This is a genomic window from Cycloclasticus zancles 78-ME, from assembly GCF_000442595.1.
Lineage (GTDB): Bacteria > Pseudomonadota > Gammaproteobacteria > Methylococcales > Cycloclasticaceae > Cycloclasticus > Cycloclasticus pugetii.
The window spans coordinates 492,065-505,616 of sequence record NC_021917.1 but is presented as its reverse complement, the minus strand read 5'-3'; the positions used below and the strand labels follow the sequence as shown (position 1 = coordinate 505,616).

Here is a 13,552-nt window from a genome sequence, read left to right as displayed (position 1 = left end):
TTTGAACTTTACCAGCATCTTCGTTAAGCGACCTGTATTAGCCAGCGTTGTTAGTTTAATTATTTTGGTGTTGGGCTTGCGCTCAATAGCTTCACTAGAAATACGTGAGTACCCAGAAACCAAAGATACCGTCATCTCTATTACTACGTCTTACCCTGGCGCTAGTAGTGAGCTTATAAAAGGTTTTATTACCACTCCCTTACAGCAGGCCATTGCCCAAGCTGAGGGAATAGACTACCTTTTTTCTTCCAGCACACAAGGTCTCTCATCCATTGAGGCTCATATGCGCCTCAATTATGACGCTAATGCCGCAATAGCAGAAATACAAGCCAAGGTGGCTAGTCAAAGTAGTGTATTACCTCAAGAAGCACTAGACCCTATCATCACCTCCAAAACAGGGTCTACCACTTCGCTGATTTATATCGCTTTTGTTAGTGACACCATGAAAGATATTCAAATCGCCGATTATCTATTGCGTGTCGTTCAACCACGATTACAATCCATTGAAGGTGTTGGCCAAGCAAGCCTCTTAGGCAATAGCACATACGCAATGCGTATTTGGCTAAAGCCAAAAAGGATGGCTGCTTTAGGTGTGAGCGCTGAAGATGTCTCTGCCGCCTTACGCAGAAACAACTACCTTTCCAGTGTTGGTAAAACAAAAGGCACACTGGTCAGTGTTGAGATGGGCGCTACAACCGATGTCGCTAAAGAAGAAGATTTCTTAACACTGGTCGTTGGCAAACAAAACGACACCCTAATTCGTTTATCTGATATAGCCGATGTTGAACTTGGCGCCGAAGGTTACGAAAGCGAAAACCTCTACAGTGGAAAGCCTGCTGTTTTTATGACGGTAGATCAATCGCCCGACGCAAACCCGCTTGATGTAGCTAAACGGGTTAACCTTGCCATGGTAGACATTAATAATAACTTGCCCGAGGGACTTGTGTCTCACATGCCCTATGATGCGAGTAAATTTATCAGCGACTCCATCAACGAGGTAGGAAGAACCTTACTTGAAGCCATCAGCATTGTTATTGTTGTTATTTTCCTATCGCTAGGCACCATGCGTGCTGCGTTTATACCGGCAGTCACCGTTCCTTTATCACTCATTGGTGCAACTTTCATTATGCTAGCGTTTGGTTTTTCATTAAACCTACTGACCTTGCTGGCGATGATCTTAGCAATTGGCTTAGTGGTGGATGATGCTATCGTCATGGTTGAAAATATTCACCGCCATATCGACATGGGAAAACCACGTATTCAAGCAGCCATAGATGCCGCAAAAGAACTCAGCTTGCCTATCATCGCAATGACAACTACCCTTATTGCCGTCTATTTCCCTATAGGCTTTATGGGTGGATTAGTTGGTACATTGTTTACTGAATTTGCTTTTTCTTTAGCTGCTGCTGTCCTTATTTCTGGCATTGTTGCGCTAACACTCGCTCCTATGCTGAGTGCTCGCATTCTAAAAAGCTCTGAAAGTGCCGGCCGATTTGAAAAGTACGCTGAACACTTTTTTGAAAAATTAGCCAGTGGCTACAAAAAAACTGTTTCGCCTTTATTATCAACCCCATCTATTCCCGTTATATTTGGTTTGGTTGTGTTATTAAGCCTTTACCCGATGTACCTGTTATCAAAATCAGAATTAGCTCCCATTGAAGACAGGAATTTGCTTATCGCGATGGGTACGGCACCGCAGACATCTACTCTTGACTTTTTACAACAACAAGGCAAAAAGCTATCAGATATTTTTGAAGCCATGCCTGAGTATGATCATAGCTTCATCTTGCTGGGGCTAGGGAATGATACGACTAAATTACTTGGCGGCCTAAAAATGGGCCATCAATCCACCCGCGAACGTACTCAGATGGAGATACAGCCCGAGCTCCAACAAAAAGTGGCCTCGCTTACAGGTGTGAGAACAGCTGTTGTACAGCGACCAGGTCTTCCAGGCACAGGCGGTGGACTGCCTGTACAGTTTGTTGTTATTTCTGACGCTGATTATAGTCAAATTAGTGATGTAACAGGTGAGCTGATTGGTAAAGCTATGCAAAGCGGCAACTTTATTTTCTTACAAAAAAGCATAGAATTTGACAGACCTAAGTACAATTTGATGGTTGATAAAGACCGTGCAGCAGATTTAGGGATCAGCATGGAAGAAATAGGCCGTAACTTATCGGTTTATTTTAGTGAAGGTTATGTGAATCGCTTTAGCATGCAAGAGCGAAGCTATAAAGTGATTCCGCAAGTAGCCGATATTAGTCGCTCAGATATTGAAAAACTTGATAACATTTACCTAAAAACCTCATCAGGCAAGAAGGTTCCTATCAGTTCAATCGTCACCGTATCAACGCAAGTTGAACCGGCTAAACGCACACAGTTTCAACAACTTAACAGTATAACTATTGAGGGCTTATTACGCCCAGGTGTGACCATGGGAGATGGCTTAGCTTATCTTGAAGAAGAAGCTCAAAAATCTTTCCCTAGAGGCTTTAAGTGGGACCACACGGGTAGTTCACGACAATACAAACAGCAAGGTAGCGCGCTTGTTCTAACTTTCTTTATGTCATTGTTAATTATCTACTTAGTACTAGCCGCCCAATTTGAAAGTTGGCGTGACCCGCTTATTATTTTAGTGTCGGTGCCTTTATCGTTGGCCAGTGCAATGGCTTTTATTATGCTAGGGGTCGCAACGATGAATATCTATACTCAAGTTGGGCTTATTACCTTAATTGGGCTGGTCGCTAAAAATGGTATCTTAATTGTTGAGTTTGCCAATCAATTACAAATTACGGAAAAGCTTTCTATTCGAAATGCCGTTGAGGAGGCAGCTACAGTACGTTTAAGGCCGATCCTAATGACAACTGCATCGATGATTGTTGCGATGGTTCCGCTGCTACTTGCATCAGGCCCTGGTGCGGTTAGTCGGTTTGATATTGGGTTAGTTATTGCTACTGGCTTAGGTATAGGCACTATATTTACACTTTATATTCTGCCTGCTTTTTACTTGATTTTTGCTAGGGATCACTCAAAAGGCAATGATTAGAGCCATTCTACTGCGTTGCTGGCAAATTCCTCGTCTGGTATATCAGTCGCTGTACCAGCTAAGACGGCCATCGAGCCATTTTTCAATGGCTTAACCCAGCCATGTAAACCGGCATAATGGAAAGGTAGGGTTTTATCTAGACTGATGTCTGGCATATAAATAATCGTTATGGCTTGCTGATGGTATTGATACACCATGTGCAAGCCATAACTATCTCCAATAGGGCACTTTTTTGCAAAGCTAATATTTTTAGCTAACCTCACCCGTATACCAAACTCTTTACTCAACTTTATGAGCTCTTGCTCATTAAGCGGGTAAGCCACATGCGTTGAAGATGCCCCATCGTGTGAAAAGTGTTCGTAAACTAACTGATCTATTGGCAACACTGACTCTTCGTTTTGCGTTGGTATAAACGTTACCAAGCCTACCGCTAATAGTAACGATGCCGCAAAGGCAATCGGCTTCATTTTAGTCGCACTCCAAAAAGGTGCCTTATACACATAGTCTCTTATCGAATGCTTTAAACCGCTTGGAACACCTCGGTTAACAACCTCTTTTAATTGCTGCTCAAACAAGTTTTCTTGCGCTGCAAATATTTGACACTGCTCACAGGATGCTAGGTGCTCTTTGGCCTCTGTCCCAACCTCATTTGCTGCGACTGTATATTCAAATTTAAAATCATCACATTTCATCATTCACCTGCCCGGCCCGCTTCGGGCCTTAAAACACTTCTTAACTTCTGTTTTGCCCTAAACAAACGGGTCATGGTCGCACTTTTAGAAATATGACAAACCGAGGCGATTTCTTCACAGCTTAATCCAACAATTACCTGCAACAACAGCGGCTCTTTATATTCATTCGCAAGCTCATTCAATGCCTGCTTAAGAGCAAACGCGTCAGGACTCGTATCATTGTCTACATCCCTCAAACTCAACATATCTATATCGAAATCAACTATCTCCGGCCGGAAGCGTGCATATTGACGGGCATGTTCATTTCGCAAGATCGTCATCAGCCACGCCTTACTGGATAAACTATCACGTAATTTATCCAATGACTTCCAAGCACGCATACAGGTCTCTTGAAGCAAATCTTCAGCCATGTTTTTATCGTGACATAGCCAAAGCGCGTAACGAAAAAGTTCATCACTATATGCCAACACTAAGCGCTCATATTCCAGTTTTTTACGTTTCTGTTGCAATATTAGACCTCGATAGCACCGGCTATCTTTCAAGTTAAAAAATGATGCCACACCCAGCAGAAAATTCTTCCTGATTAAATATTATCATCTTTGACAACCTTATTCTGGTACACCTACACCAATAACACAACGAATGGTCAATCTCACGCTATGGCTAATAATTAACACATTAAGCTGAACAAAAAGATAGTGATAAACATTGATAGTCTAAACAAATAACAGGAATATAAAGACATTCACGGCAACACTTAACTTGACCTTCTTATTTGTAATAATTTAGCTGAAAGGCGCCTTAAGCCCTATACACAAAGACTTCTTATTCACAAGCTAAAAACACTAGATTAGTCGCCATAAACATATTGCGACGCAATGATTAAAATAACCCTTGCATTATATAACTTGTTGTTTTTTATAGATATGTTAACAATGGTTTATTTTGTTACAATTTGATGTCAGCCCTTTTTGCATGGGCTTTGAGAGCTATTATAAATAGATAATCCACATAGTTATCCACAGAAAATGTGGATAAAATAAAAACCATAGTTAACTCATTAAGTTAGCGATTTATTGTAGATTTTTTTAATCTTTTCAGGCTAACTGATACAAAACAAATAACGCTTTTACTTGATGTCTGATTTTTACCTCAATATTGCTGTCGACACCCCCCTGCACCGTATTTTTGACTATCTCCCGATAAAAAATTCGGCTCGCTCTGATTACCAAATCGGCCAGCGTGTTTTTGTTTCCTTTGGCCGATTAAAAAAAATTGGCGTTATTCTTAACATTTCTTCGTCAACCGAACTTAGCCGAAAACAACTCAAACCCATCTCCCAATTAATTGATAGACAGCCTCTAATATCGCTTGATGACTTAAAACTATATAAATGGGCTGCTAACTACTATCATCACCCTATCGGCGAGGTGCTTGCTCAGGCCTTCCCAAAACAGCTTCGAGCCGGATTAACACCCACTATAGAGCTCACCACGCGATACGCATTATCCAAACATGGCCTGACACTCGATGAAAATTCCTTAAAACGCTCCCCAAGGCAGCTAGGCTTATGGCATCAACTAAAAAACGCCGATGCACCTGTTGATCGTGATTTCTTTTCCACACTTGACTGGAACTGGCGCTCGCCCCTTAAAAGCATGATCGAGAAAGGCTGGGTCACTGCCTCACAAGAACACAACACAGCCACACACTCTCCGACCACACCTTTATTTGACCCAAACCCGGCCCAACAAACTGCCATCGACTCAATTGCTAAGGCACTCGAAGGCTTTCAAGTATTTTTATTAGATGGCGTCACCGGTAGTGGAAAAACAGAAGTTTATCTTCGACTTATTCAGCACGTCATTAGTGCTGGAAAACAGGTGTTAATTTTATTGCCTGAAATCACCCTAACACCTCAATTAGCTCAGCGATTTAGGCAACGCCTAACAGCACAGATGGTCATTTCACATTCCGGCCTTAACGACACTCAACGAGCTCAAGCCTGGCTTAGATTAAAAGAAGGCCTTGCCAATATATTGCTGGGCACCCGCTCGGCAGTATTCACGCCGATGCGTACGCCCGGCCTGATCATTATGGACGAGGAGCATGACATATCATTCAAACAGCAAGAAGGCTTTCGCTATTCCGCTCGAGATATTGCTGTTATGCGTGCAAGAGACTACAGCATCCCTATCGTATTAGGCACTGCAACACCCTCGCTCGAAAGTCTATACAACGTACAACAAGGTCGTTTCAAACAATTAGTGTTGCCCGAGCGTACCGCAGGTGCCTCACACCCTGATATTCGTTTATTAGACTGCCGAAACCAAACGTTAGACAATCATTTAAGCCAATCGCTTTTAAAAGCGATTGGCAAAACACTTGAGCGGAACGAACAAGTCATACTCTTTGTGAATCGCCGAGGCTTTGCACCCGTGTTAATGTGTCATAGCTGTGGTTGGGTTGCACAGTGTCGTCGTTGCGACTCTCGTCTAGTCATTCATAAAAATGCCAATTTACTTCGATGCCATCATTGCGGAGTTGAACATGCCATTCCGAATACCTGCCCATCGTGTCAACAAGCAGAATTATTTCCATTAGGGCTTGGGACTGAGCGCGTTGAAGAAACATTGAGCTCGCACTTTCCTGACACCCCTGTGAGTCGAATTGACCGCGATAGCACACGACAAAAAAATGCCATGCAGTCAGTCATTGACAAAGTACATGAAGGCGGCGCTCAAATTTTAGTCGGCACGCAAATGCTTGCTAAAGGACACCACTTCCCAAATGTGACCTTAGTAGGCATTGTTGATATTGATGCAGGGCTGTTTAGTTGTGATTTCAGAGCTAGCGAACGTATGGCCCAGCTTATTACCCAAGTCGCTGGCCGTGCAGGACGCGAAGAAAAACTCGGCCGGGTACTCATTCAAACCCACCACCCCGAGCACCCCTTATTAAACACCTTAATCACGCACGGCTACACGCGTTTTGCAAAAGAGGCACTGGATGAAAGGCAGCAAGCCCAATTGCCCCCCTACCATTATCAAGCTCTATTACGAGTGAACGCCATCAATGAACAAGCGGTTCTAAACTTCCTAAACGATGCTAAGGAGTTGATCTCTACGATTCAAGCACCGCTGATTCAAATTCTAGGCCCCGTTCCAGCCCCCATGCTAAAAAGGGCGGGACGGTTTCGCTATCAATTATTAATTGAATCGGCCCAGCGAAAACCCCGCCATCAATTTTTACAGCAGCTTTTACCGAAACTTGAAAAACTCAAATCCTCGCGTAAGGTACGTTGGTCCATTGATGTTGATCCCATTGACTTGTTTTAACAGCGTTTAGACTTGCAAGTTTTACCCCACAAGCGATAATACGCAATGACAACGGTGTTCAACACCGAACAGCTATTCAGCGCATCAATCAACGATCTAAATTTACTATGAAAACACGTTTGGCCTCTTTGCTTCAGCAAGCCATTTCATCGCTACAAACTCAAGGCGAATTGCCTGAAGAGTTAACGCCTACTATCAAAATTGAGCATACTCGTGACCCATCTCATGGTGATTACGCCAGTAACGTTGCAATGATGTTGGCAAAGCCTGCAAAAAAGAACCCTCGCCAAATAGCCCAAGCTATTATCAATAGCTTGCCAGAAGACAGCGACGTATTAAGTGTTGATATAGCCGGCCCAGGCTTTATTAATTTTTTCATCAACCCGCTTAGCCAACACGCCGTCATCAAACAGATTCTTGAACAAGGTTCTCGCTTTGGCACCTCCAATATTGCCAAAGGTAAAAAGGTACAAGTTGAATTCGTTTCAGCGAACCCAACCGGGCCCCTTCACGTAGGGCACGGAAGAGGTGCGGCCTACGGTGCAACCGTTGCTAATCTACTGACAGCCATTGGTTACGATGTCCATCGCGAGTATTACGTTAATGATGCTGGCCGCCAAATGGACATCCTAGCTACCAGCGTATGGCTACGATATTTAGAACTTTGTGGTGAAAGCATCCCGTTTCCAAGTAACGGTTACAAAGGTGGCTATATTGCTGACATTGCAACGCTGATTAAACAGTCACATGGCCAAACCTTTAACATGCCTGTCAGTGATGTGTTTCTTGATATCCCCGCCGATGAGCCTGATGGCGGCGACAAGGAAAAACATATTGACGGCCTTATTGCGCGTGCTAAAGAGTCCTTAGGGGATAAAAACTACCGCATTCTTTTTGACGCCGCATTAACATCCATTCTCGGCGATATTCGTCAAGACCTTGAAGACTTTGGCGTTCATTACGACGATTGGTTTTCAGAACGCTCACTTATGGACAAAGGAGCCATTGATCGAGCCATTGAAAAGCTTAAAGCTTCTGGCTATATGTACCAAAAAGAAGGTGCTTGGTGGTTTAAATCAACCGAGTTTGGCGATGAAAAAGACCGTGTTGTTATTCGCGATAATGGCTTAACCACGTACTTTGCCTCCGATATAGCCTATCATTTACACACCCTCGAACGTGGTTACGATATCATCGATGTCTGGGGCTCTGACCATCACGGCTATGTGCCACGTGTTAAGGCCGCTTTGCAAGCAATGGGCGCAGACCCCGAGCGTATGAAAGTCTTGCTGGTCCAGTTTGCCGTTTTGTATAAAGGTGGCGAAAAAATGCAAATGTCGACCCGTTCTGGTCAATTTGTAACACTTAGGGAGTTACGCGATGAAATCGGCGCTGATGCTGCACGCTATTTTTACGTCATGCGTAAAGCCGAGCAGCACATGGATTTTGACCTTGATTTGGCTACCTCGCAGTCCAATGAAAACCCCTTATATTACGTTCAATATGCTCATGCGCGTGTTTGTAGTGTGATGCGATTACTGACAGAAAAAGGCCTCAACTATAGTGCACAGGAGGGTTTAAAGCATTTAGATCAATTAGCGCAAACGCACGAAACCAACCTGATTGATACCTTAAACCGTTACCCAGAAAAACTGACGCAAGCCGCTCAGCAATACGAACCACATCAACTTAACCATTATTTACGTGAACTTTCTACGCAGTTTCACAGTTATTACAATTCACACAAATTCATTGTTGATGATGTAGCACTGATGCAAGCTCGCCTAGTTCTTATTAATGCAACAAAGCAAGTCCTAGCCAATGGTTTACAGCTACTGGGCGTTAATGCACCGGAGTCCATGTAGTGCCTAGAGATTACAAAAACCGAATTAACAGCAATAACGCGCGTAAAAAAAAACGCCCTATTCCCGGTTATTGGTGGCTAATTACTGGCCTATTAATTGGCGGTTTTGCGATGTTTTTATCTGACTTGGAAGAAGCGCCAAATAAACCCGTTACTGATGTGAAGCGACCTGTTAGCCAACAAGACGTACGTGATGTAAAAAAGCCCATCGCAACAACTGCAAAACCCATCGACAGCACTAAACCACGTTTTGATTTTTATCAAATATTGCCCGACATGGAAATTGTTATTCCTGAGCATGAAATTGAAGAAAGGCGTCGGCTAGAAGGCACTGGAAAAAGCAAACCTGGCACCTTTATTATTCAAATAGGTTCTTTTAAAAAAGCTCAGCAGGCTGATACTCTTCGCGCCCGCTTAGCATTGTTAGGTATTGAATCGACCGTACAAACAGTAAACCAAAGCGGTAGCATTTGGCACCGAGTTAAATCAGGCCCGTACACTTCCTTTAGAATGGTCGATAAAATTCAAAATCGCTTGCACCGCAACAATATAGACAGTATCGCTATCAAACTAAAATAACGTGTAAATCAATAGACCAGATGCAAGTACATTCATAACATGGATATAACAAAGGTCTTTTATCGACTGTTATTTTCCCTTAGCCTCTGTCTTTTAGGGCTGTTTGCCTTAGTGTGGTTTAGCACATACCACCCACCAGCTCTTCAACAAGAAGCGGTATACTGCGGCGAAAACACACCCCGTTTAACGGCGGGCCAAACCCTTAAGCTGTATAACCAAAATGTTCAATTTATGGCGGGGAAAAACTATGTTTTTTTCTATGACCTACCTAATAATACCGGTCCCGACGAACGCCCTTCTAGCGACGACATCACAAAAACCCTGAAGGGTTTAGCCAACCTAATTACACAGCAAAATCCGGATATTATCCTCTTACAAGAAGTCGATGAAGGTGCTCAGCGAACAGATCATGCCGATCAATTAGCTCAATTACTTGAGTTGCTTCCCAGCGATTATGCCTGTCATACCAGTAGCTTTTATTGGCAAGCCCGCTATCTCCCTCACCCACGTATCATGGGCGCTGTGGGCACCAAGTTGAGTATTATTTCAAAATACAAAATAACCACGGCTACACGCACTCAACTCAGCCTTATCCCACAAGACCCCATCACGCAATTATTTAACCTTAAGCGTGCCTTACAGGAAGTTCACCTGCCCATAGAGGGTGCAGATAAACTGGTGCTTTTAAACACTCACTTATCCGCCTTTTCCAAAGGCACCGACACCCTTGAACGGCAAGTAACACAAATTAATCAACGATTACATTCGCTTAACAAGACTCAAACGCCTTGGGTTCTTGCTGGCGATTTTAATTTACTGCCGCCTAATGCCTATCCATTACTCGCACAAGAACAACGTCGCAATTACGATCAACAATCTGCAATAGAAACCTTGTACCAGCAACATTTAGCGGTACCCAGCCTTGCAAACACGCAATCCGAGCAACGCAAAGCATGGTTCACCTATGCCCCCAATAGTTCATCAAGCCGAGACCCTGACCGGACAATCGATTATTATTTCTACAGCCCAAATTTATCTGTACAAAATGCGTTTGTAGAACAAGCTCAGTCACTCACTTTATCTGACCACATGCCAGTAATTGCTTCCTTTACCTTGCCGTAAAAACGATTAAAATGCGCATAGCGCTTAAGTTTTTACCGCTAAGGACCCAGCCTTCTTAGTTCGTTGCAAATCAAGCACCACTAGCCGACCCACCTTAAAAAGGATATCCATGCCACAACTCAATAACTATTTCGCGACAACCGCCAAAGGCATGGAGCTGATCTTAGCCGACGAACTGGAACAAATCGGCGCCTTGCAAGTAAAACCAGCTGCCGGTGGAGTTTATTTTGAGGGTGAATTGGAAATGGCTTTACGCGTTTGCCTATGGTCTCGCCTTGCTAATCGCGTCTTAGTGCCCTTGGCTCGATATGCAGCACAAACACCTGAGCAATTGTATGCCGGTGCCTTAAAAATAGATTGGTCCAAGCACTTCGATGTCTACAACACTTTTGCCATTGACGCTTCTATTAGACGTTCAAAAATTAACCACTCGAGATATGCCGAGCAAGTGATCAAAGATGCTATTGTCGACCAATTTAAAGAAGCAACAGACGAGCGGCCAAACGTCCAGCGTGAGCAACCAGACATTCGCATTAACGCATATATCAATGAAGATAAAGTAACGCTTAGCTTAGACTTATCTGGCGACAGCTTACATCGTCGTCATTATCGTACTGAGTCTGTAGAAGCGCCATTAAAAGAGAACCTTGCCGCGGCTATTTTAATTCGCGCAGGCTGGCCAAAGATAGCCGCCGAAGGCGGTGCTTTATACGACCCCATGTGTGGATCAGGCACTTTTTTAACAGAAGCCGCCATGATGGCCGGCGACATTGCACCTGGCTTGCTGCGTGAGTATTTTGGCTTTCAAGCATGGAAACACTTTAACCCCATAATATGGCAACGACTGATAAAAGAAGCCGAATATCGCCGAGAAAAAGGCCTACATAACATCCCACCCATCACCGGCTCTGATATCAGCATCAAACACGCTGGCATTGCTAAAGCCAATATTAAAGCGGCTCATCTTACTGACGTTATTAAGGCCACCAGCTTACCGCTTACAAAAGTAGCCCCCGATCCGTCATGGAAACCTGGCTTGTTTATCGTTAACCCACCGTATGGTGAGCGACTCGGCGACATTAAACAACTCAAACCCTTATATCAAGAAATTGGCAGCATCCTAAAGGCCCGCTTTAACGGCTGGCACGCCTCTGTGTTTACCGGTAATGTTGAACTTGCATTTAATGTTTCATTAAAGTCACATAAGTCGTACCAACTATTTAACGGCGCTATCGCTTGTAAAGTCTTTAACTTTTCGGTGACCCCAGAACGGCACTTTGAAGGACAGCATGCCAGTCAGCAACAACACATTGGCGACAATTTAAAAAAAGCCTTACTACCGACACCCGGTGATTGGAGCGACGGCGCTACCATGCTGGCAAACCGCCTGCGCAAAAACATTAAAAAACTCTCCCCTTGGGTGAAGAAAAACAACATCCATTGTTACCGCTTGTACGATGCAGACTTACCCGAGTACGCATTGGCCATTGATGTTTACCAAGGCGAAAAAAAGTGGGTACATGTACAAGAGTATGAAGCCCCAAAAACCATTGATGAGGCTAAATCTATTCTACGTCTTCGTGATGCCTTAGCCGTTATGCCAGAGGTATTAAACATCCCTCCCCAGCAATTATCACTGAAAATTCGCCGTCGCCAAAAAGGTCGCACACAATACGAAAAACAAGGTACCGATGGTGGTTTCCATGAAGTCAGCGAAGGGCAGGCAAAGTTTCTCGTCAACTTCAAAGATTACCTCGATACAGGTTTATTCTTAGACCATCGCCCCATACGTTTTTGGATTGGCGAACACGCCGGCGGTAAACAGTTTTTAAACTTATTTGCCTACACAGGCGCGGCAACTGTACATGCGGCACTGGGCGGTGCCACCACGTCTACAACTGTAGATATGTCAAAAACCTATTTAGATTGGGCAAAAAATAATTTTGAGCTAAACCATTTAAACTTAGACAAGCACCAGCTTATTCGAGCTAACTGCATGGAATGGCTTGATACTGCCGTAGAAGAGCAAAAAAAGTACGAGCTTATCTTCATTGACCCACCCACTTTTTCCAACTCAAAACGGATGGACAATGTGTTTGATATTCAACGTGATCATGTTGAATTAATTAATAAAGCGGCAAAGTTACTAAGCAAAAAAGGCACAATGATCTTTTCAACTAACTTTCGAAAGTTTAAATTAAACGAAGCCTCGCTCACCCACTTGGCTGTTCAAAATATTAGTCAAAAAACAATATCAAAAGACTTTGAACGAAATCCAAAAATACATTATTGCTGGTCACTAACACACCGTTAACCCGTTTTAAATATTCAAAAACGTACACGATAAAACAGCTTGCTTACTCATTTTACTGTTAGGCCAGTTTATTAGTCGCTGGTTTTGGCCTGATTCTCGGTTTATAAGGCCTACTCCCAAATATCGAGTTTTTCGTTCTTCACAACGCTTTATTCCCTTATGTAACGGTGAATAAAGCCCAGTCTCAGGGTATTTCCTCATTCTTGCGGGCTTTAGTTTATAGGCATATACTGGATAGTCCTACGGGCAAACCATGTAAAAGGTATCGCTATGACAGTTGATGTTATTTTAGATTTACAAGTTAACCCTGAAAACCGAGAAGAGCTATTAAGCGTTTTTATGTCGATCCTACCCGACACACGTGCCTTCAAAGGCTGCCAAAGTGTTTCGGTAACCAGTGATGAGGACGATAGACACCATATTGTTTTACTTGAAAAGTGGGACCAACGCAGTGACTACGAAAGCTATATGGCCTGGCGGACGGAGCGTGGCGATATTGATAAACTCGCCAATTTATTATCATCACCGCCTACTACCCACTACTTGACCACTGTCCCAATCTAACCCCACTCGACCTAGTGGCGGAATACCCTTAAG

At 43.6% G+C, this 13,552-nt stretch carries 9 protein-coding genes; 7 read left to right on the top strand and 2 right to left on the bottom strand.

The window, feature by feature from the left end:
* Position 1 precedes the first annotated feature (1 nt).
* Entirely contained in the window at positions 2-3,046 is a 3,045-nt protein-coding gene (locus CYCME_RS02485) for an efflux RND transporter permease subunit (RefSeq protein WP_020932050.1), read from the top strand.
* On the opposite strand, the gene CYCME_RS02480 is transcribed toward CYCME_RS02485, so the two are convergent.
* On the bottom strand, positions 3,043-3,741 hold the full coding sequence (locus tag CYCME_RS02480; protein WP_223253216.1) for a DUF3379 family protein: 699 nt from the start codon (positions 3,739-3,741) through the stop codon (positions 3,043-3,045). The two genes, CYCME_RS02485 and CYCME_RS02480, sit on opposite strands and share 4 nt — an antisense overlap.
* Complete coding sequence (locus CYCME_RS02475; protein ID WP_015006737.1) at positions 3,738-4,247, bottom strand: sigma-70 family RNA polymerase sigma factor; 510 nt, start codon at positions 4,245-4,247, stop codon at positions 3,738-3,740. Before CYCME_RS02475 ends, CYCME_RS02480 begins: the two co-directional genes overlap by 4 nt.
* Before the next feature lie 627 nt (positions 4,248-4,874).
* Between CYCME_RS02475 and CYCME_RS02470 the strand changes: the two genes are divergently transcribed.
* The 6 genes from CYCME_RS02470 to CYCME_RS02445 all read left to right on the top strand — a co-directional run bounded on the left by CYCME_RS02470 (position 4,875) and on the right by CYCME_RS02445 (position 13,519).
* Positions 4,875-7,076, top strand: a complete 2,202-nt coding sequence (locus tag CYCME_RS02470) for a primosomal protein N' (protein ID WP_015006738.1) — start codon at positions 4,875-4,877, stop codon at positions 7,074-7,076.
* A 107-nt stretch (positions 7,077-7,183) separates the two neighbouring features.
* Positions 7,184-8,941 (top strand): arginine--tRNA ligase, encoded by a 1,758-nt coding sequence (gene argS, locus CYCME_RS02465; RefSeq protein WP_020932049.1) that lies wholly within the window; start codon positions 7,184-7,186, stop codon positions 8,939-8,941.
* Positions 8,941-9,519, top strand: coding sequence for an SPOR domain-containing protein (locus tag CYCME_RS02460; RefSeq protein ID WP_015006740.1), 579 nt, complete (start codon positions 8,941-8,943; stop codon positions 9,517-9,519). The genes argS and CYCME_RS02460 overlap by 1 nt, the downstream gene beginning before the upstream one ends.
* A gap of 39 nt (positions 9,520-9,558) precedes the next feature.
* A complete protein-coding gene (locus tag CYCME_RS02455) occupies positions 9,559-10,641 on the top strand; it encodes an endonuclease/exonuclease/phosphatase family protein (RefSeq protein ID WP_020932048.1) in 1,083 nt (360 codons plus the stop codon).
* Between the two features lie 109 nt (positions 10,642-10,750).
* Entirely contained in the window at positions 10,751-12,955 is a 2,205-nt protein-coding gene (gene rlmKL / locus CYCME_RS02450; protein WP_020932047.1) for a bifunctional 23S rRNA (guanine(2069)-N(7))-methyltransferase RlmK/23S rRNA (guanine(2445)-N(2))-methyltransferase RlmL, read from the top strand.
* Positions 12,956-13,225: 270 nt separating this feature from the next.
* On the top strand, positions 13,226-13,519 hold the full coding sequence (locus CYCME_RS02445) for a putative quinol monooxygenase (RefSeq protein WP_016390502.1): 294 nt from the start codon (positions 13,226-13,228) through the stop codon (positions 13,517-13,519).
* Positions 13,520-13,552: the final 33 nt, after the last annotated feature.